13 protein-coding genes are annotated in these 17687 nt (G+C 51.3%); 7 read left to right on the plus strand and 6 right to left on the minus strand.

Annotation, left to right across the window (positions count from 1 at the left end; all coding sequences use genetic code 11):
• Positions 1-3: 3 nt before the first annotated feature.
• The 4 genes from A9B99_RS03020 (at position 4) to kup (ending at position 7272) form a co-directional block, all read left to right on the plus strand.
• The gene (locus tag A9B99_RS03020) at positions 4-1590 is read left to right on the plus strand and encodes a 5-oxoprolinase subunit B/C family protein (protein ID WP_064594504.1); all 1587 of its coding nucleotides are present in this window, start codon (positions 4-6) and stop codon (positions 1588-1590) included.
• A complete protein-coding gene (locus A9B99_RS03025) occupies positions 1587-3329 on the plus strand; it encodes an acetyl/propionyl/methylcrotonyl-CoA carboxylase subunit alpha (RefSeq protein ID WP_064594506.1) in 1743 nt (580 codons plus the stop codon). Before A9B99_RS03020 ends, A9B99_RS03025 begins: the two co-directional genes overlap by 4 nt.
• Before the next feature lie 690 nt (positions 3330-4019).
• Positions 4020-5141: a porin OmpC gene (gene ompC / locus A9B99_RS03030; RefSeq protein WP_064594508.1), complete on the plus strand. Its 1122-nt coding sequence runs from the start codon at positions 4020-4022 to the stop codon at positions 5139-5141.
• A gap of 262 nt (positions 5142-5403) precedes the next feature.
• Entirely contained in the window at positions 5404-7272 is a 1869-nt protein-coding gene (gene kup / locus A9B99_RS03035) for a low affinity potassium transporter Kup (RefSeq protein WP_064594510.1), read from the plus strand.
• Between the two features lie 252 nt (positions 7273-7524).
• On the opposite strand, the gene A9B99_RS03040 is transcribed toward kup, so the two are convergent.
• From A9B99_RS03040 to A9B99_RS03055, 4 genes are all read right to left on the minus strand, one after another.
• A complete protein-coding gene (locus A9B99_RS03040) occupies positions 7525-10659 on the minus strand; it encodes an efflux RND transporter permease subunit (protein WP_064594512.1) in 3135 nt (1044 codons plus the stop codon).
• An 11-nt stretch (positions 10660-10670) separates the two neighbouring features.
• Complete coding sequence (locus tag A9B99_RS03045) at positions 10671-11837, minus strand: efflux RND transporter periplasmic adaptor subunit (RefSeq protein ID WP_064594514.1); 1167 nt, start codon at positions 11835-11837, stop codon at positions 10671-10673.
• A gap of 30 nt (positions 11838-11867) precedes the next feature.
• Positions 11868-12212: a helix-turn-helix domain-containing protein gene (locus A9B99_RS03050; RefSeq protein WP_064594515.1), complete on the minus strand. Its 345-nt coding sequence runs from the start codon at positions 12210-12212 to the stop codon at positions 11868-11870.
• 116 nt (positions 12213-12328) lie between these two features.
• Entirely contained in the window at positions 12329-12583 is a 255-nt protein-coding gene (locus A9B99_RS03055; protein ID WP_082917811.1) for a YdgH/BhsA/McbA family protein, read from the minus strand.
• A gap of 703 nt (positions 12584-13286) precedes the next feature.
• Here A9B99_RS03055 and panE point away from each other — a divergent pair.
• The 3 genes from panE (at position 13287) to A9B99_RS03070 (ending at position 16462) form a co-directional block, all read left to right on the plus strand.
• Positions 13287-14204 carry a 2-dehydropantoate 2-reductase gene (panE, locus tag A9B99_RS03060; protein WP_064595488.1) on the plus strand — a complete coding sequence of 306 codons (918 nt, stop codon included), beginning with the start codon at positions 13287-13289 and terminating at the stop codon, positions 14202-14204.
• Positions 14205-14315: 111 nt separating this feature from the next.
• On the plus strand, positions 14316-15008 hold the full coding sequence (locus A9B99_RS03065; RefSeq protein WP_064594517.1) for a heavy metal response regulator transcription factor: 693 nt from the start codon (positions 14316-14318) through the stop codon (positions 15006-15008).
• Positions 15009-15016: 8 nt separating this feature from the next.
• Entirely contained in the window at positions 15017-16462 is a 1446-nt protein-coding gene (locus tag A9B99_RS03070; protein WP_064595491.1) for a heavy metal sensor histidine kinase, read from the plus strand.
• Between the two features lie 293 nt (positions 16463-16755).
• Here the strand turns inward: A9B99_RS03070 and A9B99_RS03075 are convergent, their stop codons facing one another.
• Together A9B99_RS03075 and A9B99_RS03080 are read right to left on the minus strand one after the other, a co-directional pair.
• A complete protein-coding gene (locus tag A9B99_RS03075; RefSeq protein WP_064594519.1) occupies positions 16756-17010 on the minus strand; it encodes a YdgH/BhsA/McbA family protein in 255 nt (84 codons plus the stop codon).
• A 137-nt stretch (positions 17011-17147) separates the two neighbouring features.
• Positions 17148-17495 carry a helix-turn-helix domain-containing protein gene (locus A9B99_RS03080; RefSeq protein WP_064594521.1) on the minus strand — a complete coding sequence of 116 codons (348 nt, stop codon included), beginning with the start codon at positions 17493-17495 and terminating at the stop codon, positions 17148-17150.
• Positions 17496-17687: the final 192 nt, after the last annotated feature.

Raw genomic sequence — 17687 nt, forward strand, 5'->3', positions numbered from 1 at the left:
AACGTGCGATTTTTACCTTGCAGCCTGTCCAGTTTTTTAGTGGAGCTGGACACACTGGATGACACGCTGGCTGTGTTCGCCGCCTTACAGGCTACGCCATTGCCGGGTGTGGAAGAAATCATTCCTGCAGCCCGTACCCTGCTTATCCATTTTGATCCAACACTCACCCAGGGCCGCCAGTTATCTGCTGCCATTCGCCAGCTCGACGGCCAGGCGCAAGTTCAGCGCGCAGGCAAAGTAGTCAACATACCCGTTCAATATACTGGTGATGATTTGGGCGAAATGGCGGAATACCTCGGGTTAAGTGTTGAGACACTCATTCAGCGCCACACTGGCTCTTTGTGGCAGGTGGCCTTTTGTGGTTTTGCTCCGGGCTTTGCTTACCTTGTTTCTCGCGAAGCCGGTATCCAGGTTCCCCGACGCGCCAGCCCTCGCACCCGTATTCCGGCAGGCTCCGTTGGCCTTGCCGGGGAATTCAGCGGTATTTACCCTCACGCAAGCCCCGGAGGCTGGCAATTAATTGGCCGCACCGCAGAAACACTGTTTGCCCTGGACAGACAGCCGCCCGCGTTATTGCAACCCGGTATGCAGGTACAGTTTGTCGATGCCACTCGCTCTCCGGTCTGTGTGCCGGTGGTAAAACCACAGCCCCTGCAACAACCGGTTTCCGGTAGCGCAGTAATGTCAGTGACCTCACCAGGTTTACAAACCCTGTTTCAGGATGCCGGGCGCGCAGGCCAGGCAAGCATGGGGATATCCCCTTCTGGCGCGCTTGATCAGGCCGCCTGGCGGCGCGCCAACTGGCTGGTTGGCAACGCAAGCCACCTGCCCGCACTGGAAATTACTGCCGGTGGGTTCAGCGCCAGTATTCTTGCCCCAATGGTCGTTGCGCTGACAGGCGCACCCTGCCCGGTCATGGTTAGCTGTGCAGACGGCACACATTTTACCGCCAGCGCAGAAGCGCCCCTGGCACTTGAAGCTGGCGACCAGTTACGCCTGGGAGCGCCAGCGCGCGGCGTACGTAGTTACCTTGCGCGCCGTGGCGGCTGGGCCGTTACGCCACAACTGGGCAGTGCCTCGCGTGATACTCTCGCGCAAGTCGGCCCGGAACCATTACAGGCTGGCACTCACCTGTATGCAGGCAACACGCCGCCACACAGTGCGGTACAACCTGCAGCCATGGGCCTGCCTTTATTACCTGCACCCAGTGAGACTATCACGCTGGATATCATCCCCGGGCCGCGCTGCGGCTGGTTCAGCGACGAAGCGCTGACCCGGCTCACCAGCCAGTGCTGGCAGGTCACGCCACAATCCAACCGCATTGGCCTGCGGTTACAGGGCGAGTTCCCCCTTACCCGCAGTGACAACCGCGAATTGCCCAGTGAAGGTACTTGCATTGGTGCCATCCAGGTTCCGGCGAACGGGCAACCGGTTCTGTTTCTGGCAGACCACCCATTAACCGGCGGTTACCCGGTGATTGGCGCGGTCGCCCACTACCACCTTGATATTGCTGGCCAGTTACCGCCAGGTTGCCGGATTCGCTTTCGGGCCATTCGCCCTTTTACTGTTTTTGAGGAGTATGAAGAATGAGTGCTGTTGCCACCGTTCCCCCGCACAAAGTGCTCGTCGCTAACCGGGGCGAAATCGCGGTTCGCATTATCCGGGCCTGCCATGAATACGGTTTTGCCAGTGTCGCGGTCTATTCAGACCCGGATGCCGACAGCCTGCATTGCCGCCTGGCCGGTGAAGCCTGGGCATTACCCGGAAGCAGCCCGGCAGAGACTTATCTGAATATCGAACAGTTGATCGACGTTGCCCGCCGCTGTGAAGCCACCATGGTGCATCCGGGTTACGGCTTTTTGTCTGAGCGAGCTGAGTTCGCCCGTGCCGTGGAAGCCGCCGGGCTTATCTGGATTGGCCCGCGCCCGGAAACCATCGAGCAACTGGGAGATAAAGTCCAGGCGCGGAAAATTGCCATGGCGGTTGGCGCGCCGCTGGTTAAAGGTACGCCAGACCCGGTTTCTTGCGCAGAAGACGTGATTCACTTCGCCGATGAACACGGCCTGCCCGTTGCCATCAAGGCCGCCTTTGGTGGCGGCGGGCGTGGGTTGAAAGTGGCGTGGCAACGTGAGGAAATCAGCACACTTTACCAGTCAGCCGTCAGTGAAGCGCTGACAGCCTTCGGGCGCGGTGAATGCTATGTTGAACAATATCTCGACCGCCCGCGCCATATTGAAGCGCAGGTTATCGCCGATGAACAGGGCCATGTAGTCGTAGTGGGAACCCGCGACTGTTCCCTGCAACGCCGTAACCAAAAGCTGGTAGAAGAAGCCCCGGCCCCTTTTCTCAGTGCTGAAATCGAATCACAGATTGCCAGTGCAGCACAGGCTATTTGCCAGCGTGCCGGTTACCGCAGCGCAGGCACGGTAGAGTTTTTGCTGGGTGCCAATGGCGTGTTGTCGTTTCTTGAAGTCAATACCCGTTTGCAGGTTGAACACCCGGTAACTGAAGAAACCAGCGGTCTGGATCTGGTCAAAGAACAGCTACGCGTTGCCCAGGGGTTACCATTGAGTATCACCACGCCACCGGTTCCGCGCGGCCACGCCATTGAACTGCGTATTAATGCAGAAGACCCGGCAAAAGGTTTTCTCCCGGTACCAGGCACGATTACCCGCTTTGATCTGCCTGGTGGCCCAGGGGTGCGCGTAGACAGCGGCGTTACCCAGGGAGACACCATTTCTGGCTTCTATGATTCACTGATGGCGAAACTGGTTATCTGGGCGCCCGACCGCGACCAGGCGCTGGCGCGCGCCCGCCAGGCCGTCAACGCTTTTCGTATCGAAGGCGTGGCATCGGTGCTTCCTTTCCATGAAGCGGTACTCAATTCTCCGGATTTTACCGGAACCTTTAGCGTCCATACACGCTGGATTGAAACTGATTTCTCTGCTGAGCTTGCCGTACAGGTGCGCCCTTTCCCCCCCGGCAATGCCCCACTACAGCGTTGCTGGATTGAAATTGACGGGCGCCGCCATCAACTGGCTCTCCCGGCCAGTTTTCAGGCTGCCTCCAGTGCTGTTCCGGCAAGCGCCGGTGAAGCGCCCCGTGCATTACAGGTTGCCGGTGCAGTCACTGCGCCCATCTCCGGCCTTGTGCAGCGCTGGCTTAAAACCTCCGGCGAAACAGTCAGTGAAGGCGAGACCCTGGCGGTAATGGAAGCCATGAAGATGGAAGTGCCGGTACTTGCAGCCAGCAGCGGAGTGCTGTCAATCCAGATTGCTGCCGGTGAAAGCTGCCAGCAGGATAGTGTACTGGGTAAGGTTACACCCTGATTCTGGTGTTAACAGCTTAGGGTTATAGCCACGCATTTGTGCCCTTTCCGGCATAGGTGCGTGGCATCACTGCATTACCGTCACGTTACCTGGCGTTTTAAACATGCTATTGCTGTTTTCCTCCCGGGCCACGATGCTTATTAAGTTAATTACCTGAATTAACCACCGCAATAAATGTATATTTTATTTCTCGCACAGTTAATCCCTTCGGAGATTTAAATAACCCCAAAGCAGCACAAATAAATAAAAACTGCCGGGTGTTTCACCGGCAGATAATCTGCGGACACAGAAAGAAAACCATGATTAGCCAACAATAAACCAGGCTAACAAAGGGTAATAATAACGGAGAAAATAGTACTCCCACACCCTGCGTAAATATTATCAATCTGTGCGCCATCGCCCAATTTGAAATAGTTCCACATTATTTTTATCAATGTGTGCGAACATTCTAAATGATTGTTTACTTAACCTGACACAGAATGATAAATCTGTGTCTGCGAAATAATCGCCATGCACAATTCGTATTATTTTATGATTCTTTTGCAATCAACGAATATGTGCAGCCCGGATATTTATAACTGCAGGAATTACAGCCATGAATAGTGCTAATACCGCTATTCTTGTGCCTGCTTTTATCGAAATCGGGGAAACACATCAAATAAAACAGTGGCAATAATCAGAGGGTTAAATATGAAACGTAAGGTTCTGGGCGTACTGCTCACCAGCCTGATTGCAGCTCAAGCGGCACATGCAGCTGAAATTTACAATAAAGACGGCAACAAACTGGATCTGGATGGTTTCGTTGAAGGTATGCGTTATATCTCTAATGATAATTCACAGGATGGCGACCAGAGCTACATGCGTCTTGGTATTAAAGGTGAAACCCAAATTAATGACCAGTTGACTGGTTATGGCCGTTGGCAAATGCAGGCAAATGCCAATACTTCCGAAGATCAACACGACCAGATGTTTACGCGTTTCGCCTACGCGGGTTTGAAATTTGGCGATTATGGCTCTCTGGATTATGGCCGTAGCGACGGCGTGCTGTACGATACGCTGTCTTACACCGACATGCAGCCAGAGTTCGATGGCATGACCTATAACTCTGACCAGTTCATGTTCCACCGTGGTAATGGCCTGCTGACCTGGCGTAATAACGATTTCTTCGGTCTGGTAGACGGCCTGAACTTTGCTATGCAGTACCAGGGTAAAAATGGTGGTGCAGGCGAACCGGGTGCGCGTGACGTGCTGCGCCAGAATGGTGACGGTTACGGCATGTCCCTGAGCTATGATATTGGCGCAGGTGTCAGCGTGGCGGGTTCATTCTTCTCTTCTGACCGTACTACTGACCAGAATAATCCAGCGGTAATGGGTAACGGCGACCGTGCAGAAGCCTATGCTGCCGCCCTGAGATATGAAGCCAACGGCGCTTACCTGGCTGTTATGTACACCCAGGCCTACAATGCCTCCCGCTTCGGTTCTTCTGATAGCGATGTCTATGGTTACGCGAACAAATCCCAGATTTTTGAAGCCTACGCGGGTTATACCTTCGACTTCGGTTTAACTCCGTTCGTTGCGTACAACCAGACTCGTGCCTCTAAACTGGGTGCATCTACCGGCACCAATGGTGTTGCTTATGGCAAGCAGGACCTGATCAAGTTTGTTGACCTGGGTGCCAGCTACGCGTTCAACAAAAACATGAATGCGTTTGTTGACTACAAAATCAACATGATAGACGACAGTGATTTCTCCCGCGCTGCCGGTGTCAGCACCAGCGATGTCGTGGCAATGGGCGTGGTTTACCAGTTCTAAGTTAAACCCGGCTCACGCAACGTTATCACTCCCCCTGCCTGCAGGGGGTTTTCTATCTGAATACCGAACATCTTTCCCCTCTGTTCCTGCCATCATTAACAACGAAATCCCCTAATCTTCACTAAAATAACGTGACACACTTATTTTGCATTTTTGCTTGTGTAGTTCAGCGACTTCAGTAACGCTTACACGCTGGAAATCATTATTCGCATCTCCATGCGATTATTTTTTATACAAATATTTTCACAGGTAATAATGAAAAATGCCTACGGCGCATAAACCGTCTCTGCCTGCTGCAATTATGGCTTCTGCAGGTATCGTTTTTGGCGATATAGGGACCAGCCCACTTTATACACTCAAGCAGTGCCTGTCAGTTCTTCCTAATGGCGCACCAACCCAGGCGGGTGTCATGGGATTTCTTTCACTCATTTTTTGGGCACTTACACTTATAGTCACTATCAAATATGCTGGTTTTGTCATGCGGGCTGACCACGATGGTGAAGGCGGGATCCTGACACTAATGTCACTGGCCCAAAAAACGATTACCGGAGCGGCAGGAAAAGTTATCCTGCTGGCCGGGTTGACTGGCGGGGCGTTTTTTTATGGAGATGGCATTATTACGCCAGCAATCTCCGTGCTGTCAGCAATTGAAGGTGTGGAAATTATTGCACCTTCCCTGGCAACGTATATCATTCCGGCATCAATTTGCATCCTTGCCGCACTGTTTCTTGTCCAGCGTAATGGTACTGAAAAAGTCAGTAAAATTTTCGGGCCGATTATGCTGGTATGGTTCGGTTCGCTGGCGGTGTTAGGCGTGCGGGGAATACAAATTAACCCAACCGTCTTACACGCCCTCAACCCCATTTACGCATTTGAGTTTTTCCGCCTGTACTCGTCATTATCCCTTGCCGCTATCGGGATGGTGGTGCTCGCAGTCACCGGTGCGGAGGCACTTTATGCAGATATGGGACATATTGGTAAAAATCCCATCCGGCTGGCATGGTTGCTGATTGCAATGCCTGCGCTGGTTATCAACTATTTTGGCCAGGGTGCGCTGGTCCTGCATAATCCGGATGCGGTACAAAACCCTTTTTACCTTCTGGCACCAGACTGGGCACAAATCCCATTATTGATTATCTCTACCTTTGCCACCATTATTGCTGCTCAGGCAGTCATCTCCGGTGTTTATACCCTGACTTATCAGGCCATTCGCCAGGGCTTTTTACCACCAACCCGAGTGGTATTTACTTCCTCAAGAGAAGTCGGGCAAATCTATATCCCGGTGGTTAACTGGATTCTGTTCTCCGCTGTCACGGTTGTGGTCGTGGTCTTCAAGTCCTCTTCGGCACTCTCCTCTGCCTATGGCATTGTGGTTACCGGTACAATGGTACTGACAGCCTGCCTGCTTGTTATCATTGCCCGGCATAAATGGCGCTGGCCTGGATTTGTTACCTCTCTCATGTTGATAACCATGTTGGCTGTGGATATTCCACTGTTTTTAGCCAACCTTGGGAAATTATTTTCCGGTGGATGGATCCCTGTCGTACTGGGATTATCCATGCTGGCCATCATGCTTATCTGGTATACCGAGCGGGCGCGCCTTATCCACCGGCTGGGAAATGACCCACAACGTCTCCAGAATCTGGTCAATTCACTGGAGGAGTCACCGCCAAAACGGGTTAAAGGAACGGCTATCTTTTTGGTGCGCAAGCCTTATGAGATTCCCCAGTCACTGTTGCACAACCTGAAACATAACCGGGTATTGCATGAACGGGTTGTCTTTTTGCACATCAACACAGCCAATGCCCCAAGAGTGGCTAACCAGCAGCGTCTGGTTATACAAAAATTGTCATCCAGCTTCTGGCTGGTTACAGCCTCCTATGGCTGGCAGGAAACCCCTGCAATGCCAGAGATCCTGCACTTGTGTGGCCTGGAGGGGCTTATCATGAAATTAAACGACACCTCTGTCTTCACTGCGCATGACACGCTTGTAATGAAAAAACGCGCAGGGTTACGCAAGTTACGTGGAGGGATATTTTTATTCTTGCAACGTAATGCCTTGCGTACTCACGAACAATTCATGATTCCGGTAGACAATGTCATTGAGTTGGGCGGGCAGAAGGAGTTTTGACAAGCGCAGTCACTGCTGTGGCTCACACACATCTGGCAGCAGGCGCTTATTCCGGCACCACGCCCTGCTGCCACTCAATAAAAAAACAGATACGGTTCGTTTGCTGTTAATACCTTAGCAGAGCATGCAATAAACCATACCGCCAGCCCAATTTACGGAGTGCTTTTTGCTAAAAAACGTTGCTCCAACTACCACAGAGCAACGTTTCGTTTTCCCGGTTTGTTTTATCGGTTAAGCGGTCACCTGCGGCAATTACATCTTCTCATCTTCGTCATCAACCGGGCGGGGACTGTTAAACCGCCTGCGTACAATGACAAAGAAGACAGGCACAAAGAAGATTGCCAGCACTGTTGCCGTTATCATCCCGCCAATCACTCCGGTTCCTACAGCATTCTGTGCCCCTGAACCTGCACCGTTGCTGATAGCAAGGGGAAGCACACCGAGAATAAAGGCCAGTGAGGTCATCAGAATTGGGCGTAAACGCATGCGTGATGCTTCGATGGTTGCCTCAAGTAACGACTTGCCTTCTTTTTCAATCAGGTCTTTGGCAAATTCAACAATCAGGATTGCGTTCTTCGCTGACAGCCCGATGGTGGTTAACAAGCCCACCACAAAGTAGACATCATTGTTAAGCCCGCGCATAGTGGTTGCCAGCAACGCCCCCACCACGCCAAGGGGAACCACCAGCATCACCGAGAACGGAATCGACCAGCTTTCATACAGCGCGGCAAGGCACAGGAAAACCACAATCAGTGACAAAGCATACAGTGCCGGCGCCTGGTCTCCGGTCATTTTTTCCTGGTAAGACATCCCGGTCCAGCGGTAGCCAATACCCTGAGGTAATTGTTTCGCCAGTTGTTCCATCATCGCCATTGCTTCGCCCGAACTCCGCCCCGGAGCCGGTTGCCCCAGAATTTCCACCGAAGACAACCCGTTGTAACGCTCCAGGCGCGGTGAACCGTAAATCCATTTAGCCGAAGAGAAACTGGCGAAGGGTACCATCTCGCCATTGCTGGCGCGCACATACCAGTCATTCAGGTCATCTGGCATCATGCGGAAATGCGAATCGCTCATGACGTAAACACGCTTAACCCTGCCGCCATCAACAAAATCGTTCACATAGTTGCCGCCCCAGGCGGTAGACAAGGTGGTATTGATGTCCGGGAGCGATAACCCCAACGCACGGGCTTTTTCCTGATCAATGGTCACTTTATATTGAGGTGTATCATTCAGGCCATTGGGGCGCACTGCACTTAACACATCCGGGTGTTGCGCTGCCATGCTCAGGAGCTGGTCACGCGCCGCCATCAACGCTTCGTGCCCTAACCCGGCCTGGTCGGTTAACTCGAAGTCAAACCCGGTGGCATTGCCCAGCGCAATAATGGCTGGCAGGTTAAATGCCACAACATTACCATCCAGAATTTTGGAGAATGCCGCATTAGCACGCGCTACCATTGCGGGAACGTGGTTGTCTGAACCTTCGCGCAGTGACCAGTCTTTCAGGCCAATAAAGGCAATCCCAATGTTCTGACCACGCCCGGCAAAACCATAACCGCCAACAGTCAGCACAGACCGGACATTTTTACGCTCGTCGCCAAGGTAGTAATCCGCAACGCTTTCAAGCACCTTCTGGGTACGTTGCTGTGTAGCCCCAGCGGGTAAAATCACCTGAGTCGCGATAACGCCCTGGTCTTCGTCGGGCAGGAATGCGGTTGGCAGGCGCATAAACAGTACGCACATCCCGCCGACAATAAACAGATAGACCACAATATAGCGCCCGGTGGCAGAAAGCATGTTGCTGACAGTCGCAGTATACCGGTTAGCGCTGCGCTCAAACTGGCGGTTAAACCAGCCAAAGAAGCCTTTGTGTTCAACATGCCCGCCTTTGGCAGGCTTCAGCAATGTTGCACACAATGCAGGGGTCAGAATCAGTGCCACCAGTACGGAAAGCACCATGGCAGACACAATGGTGATAGAGAATTGCCGGTAAATAACCCCGGTCGAACCGCCAAAAAACGCCATGGGTACAAACACAGCAGATAACACCAGTGCCACACCCACCAGCGCGCCCTGAATTTGCCCCATGGATTTACGTGTTGCCGCTCTGGGTGACAGCCCCTCTTCGGCCATCACCCGTTCGACGTTTTCTACTACCACAATGGCATCGTCCACCAGCAAACCTATTGCCAGCACCATCCCGAACATGGTCAGGGTGTTGATACTGAACCCACAAGCCGCCAGCACACCAAATGTCCCCAGCAATACTACCGGTACGGCGATAGTAGGAATCAGTGTCGCCCGCAGGTTCTGCAGGAACAGGAACATGACCAGGAACACCAGCACAATGGCTTCAAACAGGGTTTTGACCACCTCATGAATGGAGATCTGGATAAACGGCGTGGTATCCCACGGATAAACGACTTCCATGCCTGCCGGGAAATAGGGTTTCAGGGCATTCAGCTCATCACGCACGGCTTTTGCGGTATCCAGTGCATTTGCCCCGGTTGCCAGTTGTATCCCCAGAGCAGAGGCGGGTTTACCGTTGATCCGTACAATATACTGGTAATCTTCACCGCCACGCTCAATGCGCGCCACATCTTTCAGGCGCACCTGGGAACCATCGCTGTTCACTTTCAGCAGGATATTGCCAAACTCCTCCGGCGAGGTCAGGCGGGTTTGCGCAATGATAGAAGCGTTCAGTTGCTGGTCTTTATCCGCTGGTGTGCCGCCCAACTGCCCGGCGGCAATCTGGGTGTTTTGCGATTCCAACTCACTGACCACATCCACAGGAGTCAACTGGAAGCTGTTGAGTTTTTCCGGATTCAGCCAGATACGCATCGCATATTGCGAACCGAACAACGTGGAATCACCCACACCATCAATACGGCTGATCGGGTCTTTGATATGCGACCCCACATAGTCGGAAATATCCTGCTGAGTCATGTGGCCGTTGTTATTGGTAAAACCAACAACCATCATGAACGTACTGGAAGATTTACGTACCGAAATCCCCTGTTGCTGAACTTCAGCAGGCAATAACGGCATAGCCAGTTGCAGTTTATTTTGTACCTGAACCTGAGCGATATCCGGATCGGTGCCGTTTTTGAACGACAGTGTCAGTTGCAACACGCCAGAAGAATCACTGTTGGAGGACATATAAATCAGCCCGTCCAGCCCGTTCATGTTCTGTTCAATAACCTGAGTGACGGAGTTCTGCAGTGTGGTGGCATCGGCGCCAGGGTAAGTGGCACGGATTTGCACTGCTGGCGGTGCCACATCCGGGTACTGTTCAACAGGCAGGCTCAAAATCGAGATCCCCCCTGCCAGCATTATGATGATAGCCAGCACCCAGGCAAAAATGGGACGGTTAATAAAGAATTTAGACATAAGAGATCCTGTTACCCCTGGTTTGCCTGAGTGGGAGTAGTGACGGGCTGAGGGTTCACCAGTACGCCTGGGCGGAGTTTTTGTACTCCCGAGACCACCAGGGTATCGCCTGCTTTCAGGCCACTTGATACCAGCCAGTTATCTCCCAGCGCCTGCTCAACATCGACCTGGCGAGTCTCGGCTTTGTTCTGGCTGTCTACGACCCAAACTGATGCATCGCCACGCGGTGTATGGGTGACCGCTGCTTGCGGCACCAGCAATGCATCCGGGCGAATACCTTCATCAATCCGGCCTTTTACAAACATGCCGGGCAACAGGCTGTGCTGCGGGTTCAATATTGTGGCGCGTAGCGTGATAGCCCCGGTGGTTTTATCCACAGTGACATCGGCGAAATCAAGCTGACCATGCAGAGACTGTGGGTGCCCATCCACCAGCACATCGACCGCGGCTTTACCCTTCCCGGATACTACCTGCCCACTGGCATTTGCCTGGCGCAGTGCCAGGAAAGCATTACCGGGCTGGGTCATATCCAGGTACACCTGGTCAATTTGCGAAATGGTCGCCAGCGCATCGCTTTGGCCGTTCTGAACCAGCGTGCCTTCGGTAAACAAAGACCGGCCAATACGGCCAGAAACCGGGGCAGTAACTTTGGTTCGTTCGAGGTTAATTTGCGCACTGTTCACAGCAGCCTGAGCGGCGGCAACTGAGGCATCGTCCTGTTGTGCCGCGGCACTTGCCTGGTCATATTCCTGGCGGCTGACATACCGGGCGCCCAATAATTTCTGGTAGCGGCTGAGTGTAATGTGTGCGATACGTGCCTGCGCGCGAGCCTGCGCAAGGCTTCCTTGCGCCTGGTTCAGTGCGGCTTCATAAGGTGCCGGGTCAATCTGGTACAACATGTCTCCGGCTGTGACATCACTGCCCTCAGTGAAGAATCGTTTCAGCACAATACCAGAAACCTGCGGGCGTACCTCTGCGGTTCGGTAAGCCACTATACGGCCCGGTAATGTGGTAGTCACAGGTATGGTTGAAGCACTTAACCGGGTCACCCCGACATTAACAGCCTGCCCCTGAGGTTCTTCTGGTTGCTGCCTGTCACAAGCCACCAGCAAGATGGAGGCAACAAGTAAACTTAACCCAAAAGCAGTCCTGGGATAATTCACCCCATATCTCTTCATGGTCATCCTCAATGTGAATCTGTGCAATAATTATTCTTGTGAGTGATACTGATATTTCTTCCGCCATGAGCCTGGCGGCATATGGTATTTCCTGGAAAATGTACGGGTAAAAGATTGCTGGGAATCAAATCCATAACGGAATGAAATTTCCAGAATAGATTGTTCAGGATCTTTTAAGTCATTCGCCGCATATTCAAGTTTTCTGTCGCGGATATAACTGGCGAGCGTCTGGCGTGTTTCCTGATAAAACAGCCGCTGTAAATGCCAGCGGGAATAGCCAGACCTCCGTGCCACATCGTCAATCTTCAACGGCTTGTCTATATTCTCATCAATCCACGACATAATCAGATGAATAACATCATGTTGTAGCGCCATCATATCCACCTTCATTATTCAGGAAATTAAAATGAAGCGCGCAGCCTGAGCCCTTTCGCCTGATTAACAGCAAAATGGCCCCTTCTGGCCTGCGCCAGTTTTTCAGTCAGATAAGGTTATTGGTAGAGTTCAGCGACACCATTTAAGGTATTTCTGCCACCAGCAGAAACAACGCGAAATGATGAGGCTCCAGCGGCCTGTGCTTTATGGCTCAACGCGGCTGTTAAGTCATCCAGCGTTAACTCGCCTGAAGCACTGACACTGCCCATGGCAACCCGCCCTTCACATGACTGAACCTCTTCAATGGCGAACGCGTGACCAATACTGGTGAATACCAGCATTGCTGCCAGTAATAATTTGATGGATTGCATTATTCACTCCCTAATCAAAAAAAATTATAAAGCACAAAAAGCAAAAAATAATTATCAGTTGAAGTATCTTAGCATAACAATAAAAACCGATTACCCCCTGGCAATGGAACAATGTTATGCATAAAACTCATTAATTCGATTATTCATCACCCACATAATCTGCCACGAATAGTTTTTCTCCCGTTGCACAGCTCTGCTCACAACGGCAGGTATTGAGTGGGATATTCTTATTTACCACAACACAGAAATACAGGTTGGCAATCAGTGCGCTTAAGTATTAATTACCCACAAATTTTATCATTTAATGCTTTATTGAGAAAAATCAGAAAACAGGTATATATTAAACAAGCGGTAGACAGACTGTAATTGACAAAATGTGGGGTATATTAGCGTACTCAAATTAATTTGGATTACTGGTAACAACACAGATGTAATTTACAGTATGAGAGTATAAGCAGGCTGTCCACTGCTGAACAACACCCATTCCTGCGAAAACTTTGCCTGATTCTGCAAAACAGCCAATATCCATAGGGCGCATCAGAATGAAATGAAATACGGCCGGAATAAGCGTGCCTCAATAGTTTTTGCGCCAGGGCGAACAGCCCCTGAACAAAAATTTAAAAAAGCCTGTTTTGGTATAGCGCCCGGCCAGAGCTGGCTTTATGGTAGGCAGGGTCTGACAACCAATAAAGCAGGTAAAGCGATGCGAATTCTTGTAGTAGGTGCAGGGGCTACGGGCGGGTATTTCGGTGCACGTTTGGCGCTGGCAGGCCGGGATGTCACCTTTTTAGTGCGTGAAAAACGTTGTGCGCAATTACAGAAAACGGGTCTGATGCTGAAAAGCCCGTATGGAGATGTCACACTGGAACCGAAGCTGGTCACCGCGCAACAACTGAGTGGAACCTGGGATGTGATTCTGCTTACGGTTAAAAGCTTTGGCCTTGAGCAGGCGATGGCAGATATCGCACCAGCAGTGGGTAAAAACACGCTGATTATCCCCATTCTTAATGGCATGCGGCATATTGAGACTCTTCAGGAACGGTTTGGCAAACATGCAGTTATTGGCGGCTTGTGTAAAATCCATGCCACTCTGGGTGAACAAGGTGAAATTATCCAGCTTTCGCGCCTGCACACGCTGTTCTATGGCAACCTGCCGGGCAATAACAGCGAACGCCTGCAACAGCTGGATGCCCAACTGCGCGACTGTGGGTTTGATACTGTTTTTTCTGAGGCAATTCAGAGCGACTTATGGGAAAAATGGCTGCTACTCAGTACACTCGGTTCCGTAACCTGCCTCGCCCGTGGCAACACACAACAAATTGCCCATGCACCCGGTGGGCGCGAATTTATTGAGTCGGTATTTGCGGAAGTGCTGGCGGTGATTGAAGCCTGTGGTTACCAACGCCGCGAGAAAGTTATTAACTCAACACGAGAATTTCTCACCAACCCGGATACCCCGCTGACTTCTTCGATGTACCGCGATTTAACCCATGGTTTTACTATTGAAGCGGAACAAATCATTGGTGACCTGGTGCGCCGGGCGGCACAGCATGGTGTGGTTACACCGTTGCTTAATGCCGTGAATGTACACCTGAATGTTTACCTGCAAAACCGCGCCTGACACACCACAAAGTGCCACCGTTTCCTCCTGACAAAATTGTCAGGTTACTGTCAGCGAGGTGACGGTCAAACCAGGTTACAATAGCGTGTTTTAATTCCCCAGGTGAATGGCATGCGTCTGCTTCTCGTTGAAGATGAGGAAAAAACCTCGTCATATATTAGCCGGGCTCTGAGTGAGCTGAGTTTTTCCGTTGATGTCGCACATGACGGCATTGAAGGGCTGTACCTGGCATTGCAGTATGACTACGATGCCATTGTGCTGGATGTCATGCTGCCGGGACAGGACGGGTATTCCGTGCTGGAAAAGTTGCGTGCCAGCAAACAAACGCCCGTGCTGATGCTGTCGGCCCGCAGCTCCGTAGACGAACGAGTACGTGGCCTGCGTTGCGGTGCTGACGATTACCTGCCAAAACCTTTTTCTCTGATTGAGCTGGTCGCCAGAATACAGGCGTTAATCCGCCGTCGTGGCAGTGATAACACCGATCCTACCCATATCAGTATTGATGATCTGCATATCGATCTTATCTCACGTAAAGTGTCACGCAATAACGAACGTATCGACCTGACGGCAAAAGAGTTTGCCCTGCTGAGCCTGTTGGCGCGTCATCAGGGCGAGATCTTGTCCAAACTGATGATTGCAGAACAGGTATGGGATATGAATTTCGACAGCGATGCCAATGTGGTGGAAGTCGCCATTAAGCGCCTGCGTAATAAAATTGATACCCCTTACACAGTGAAACTACTCCACACGGTACGTGGTATGGGTTATGTACTGGAAAACCGAACTGCGGCAAACGCATCATGACACTGAATCTGAAACAAAGCTCTATTTCCGGGCGGCTGACCCTGTTATTTGTGGTACTGATGGTGGTAATTTTGCTCGCCATCGCCCTGTTTTTGCGCACCACGCTGTTCTCTTCACTGAAAAACCAGATGCATAATGAGCTGGCGTTTCGCAATTCACTGGTAGTGCCATTCATTGAACACGAGGGTACAACACAGTTGTGGGGCCGGGTTGTGCGCAAACTTACCACACTGACAGAAAACGAAGGGGGTAAAGTACAATATCTGGTGCTGAGCGATGATCCGTTGTATACATTTGGCGGCGAAATGGAAAAAGCTGTTGCCGCGCACAACCCTCCGGAAGGCTATTCCAGCGTCTACCTGCATGCCAATAGCTGCCCGTATTACCTGCTGGTCAAAACCATTCCGGCGCACGGCGAACGCCCACCAGTGAAATTTGTTGTTTCAATAGACTCAACAGCCTATTACAAGACCTATACCGAATTTACCGAAGCCCTTATTTTTATTTCTCTGGCCGGGTTAATCCTGGTCGCGGCGCTGAGTTACGCCGTTTCACGTTATGGCCTGAAACCTGCGAGACAAATGAGTGAGCAGGCAAACCAACTGGCTCCGGGAAATGTAGGGCAGCGGCTTAATACTGCCAGCCTGCCTGATGAGTTGCGCACCCTGGCCCAGGCATTTAATGGTGTGCTTGAACGCCAGGAAAAAGCCTGGCAGCAACTGGACAGCTTTAATGCCGATGTTGCCCACGAATTACGCACTCCTCTGACGAATTTAATAGGCCAGACACAGCTTGCGCTGTCCCGCCAGCGCGATATCCATGAACTGGAAGATTTACTGGAATCCAACCTGGAAGAACTGGCCCGTATGACATCCATTATTAATGACATGCTGTTCCTTTCCCATGCAGAGGCCGGGCAACGGGCAATTGAGCTAACGGATATTTCCCTGCAAGAAGAAGCGGTCAAAACGGCAGAATATGTGGAGCCTTCATTACTGGAACATGAACTGGTGGTTACTATTGGTGGCGATGTGCGCGCCTGTGTGGACCGGCGCCTGTTCCACCGCGCGCTGGCTAATTTGCTGGAAAATGGCGCGCGCCACGCCAGCACCGGCAGCGCCATTGGTGTCAGCCTGTCCCGCGAAGGTGACTTCGCGAAAATTGCCGTGTCCAACCAGGGGGATCCCATTGAGCCAGGGCATTTATCACGGTTGTTTGAACGGTTCTACCGGGTGGATGCAGCGCGTAACGGCAGTAATATGCACCATGGGCTGGGGCTGGCGATTGTCAAAGCTGTTGCACTGATGCATGACGGTAAAACTTTTGCCTACAGCTACCAGGGCGTTAACACTTTCGGGTTTACTTTGCGCCTGAATACCCCTCATGCGCAGCCCCTGGCAGGCCGGGGTAAAACAACGGTTACCCCGCTGGGTACAGATACCGCCGCCACCTGAAAACGGGCCATAGCGCAGAATTTACTGCCAGGTAAACAAAACAACCAGGGTTATGTGCAATAACGCTATGTGCATAACCCTGGTTGTAATCATTGAACCTGATTCAGGTTTCCCTGCCAATACCTTCCCCACCCATCCTGAGAACAGTTATAAATTTCTGGAAAATAAAAATCAGGCAATAAAAAACCGGCCAGTAATGACTTACTCTGGCCGGCCAAATAACAACACAATCACCAATAAGGGTATTAGTTACAGAATCACAGAGTGGGAATTAAAACAACACAAGAAAAGTCTTATTTATATAATTCAGCCACACCGAAATACTGGTTATTACCATCTGCAGAGATAATTCTAAAGCTGGATGCTCCCGCTGCCTGCGCTTTTTCCTGCAACGCCTGGGTCACATCCGCCAGTGTCTGCTGGCCACTGGTACTGACCACCCCATCAGGAGTGCGTCCATGACCAGAAGCCACTTCCTGGGCAGCAAGTGAACTAAAACTGACCGCAGCCAGCGCCAAAATACCGGGTACCAGAAAACGTTTTTTCATTGTTCCACCTTCTTAACCTGAAAAATAAAAAAATAAGCTTAACGAAAAGAATTAACGCCTTTCGATAAGCTTATTTTACGTGCGCATTGCTGACTATTGAGTGACAGGAAAATAACAATCCTGTCAGCTACAATGTTTTACATTCTTGCATTAGATTTACGAAATGCCCGAGGTGACTGATTAAACACACGCGAGAAAACACGGGTAAATGTTTGCTGAGAATCAAACCCGTACCGGTCTGAAATAAAGCATACTGAATAACGTGTGTTTTTTAATTCCTCTGCTGCCAGCGCCAGTTTACGGTTACGGATATAACTGCCTAATGTTTCCGCCGTGACATCCTGGAAAACCCGTTGCAAATGCCATTTGGAGTACCCTGCTTTATGGGCAACATCTTCTATTTTAATCGGTTCGTGAACATGTGCTTCAATCCACTCTTTCAGTGCCTCTACAAGAGCAACATGCTTTTCCACAATTTTTTGCATAGTGAATGTCCCCGTCTTGTCCGAAGGCTGCGCCTTCGTATCCTTTCTTTTCGCCTGGTACCGCCCGGAAGACGGCACGCCCGCAGATCAATAAAATCGACAGGGTTCACTATAAGAGGTGCTCGCTGACCTCAACATGACACCAAAATAACATTTTTGTCAGGAAGCTGTGCGTTGCGCAGGAAAAGCCAG

Source organism: Mangrovibacter phragmitis (genome assembly GCF_001655675.1).
GTDB lineage: Bacteria > Pseudomonadota > Gammaproteobacteria > Enterobacterales > Enterobacteriaceae > Mangrovibacter > Mangrovibacter phragmitis.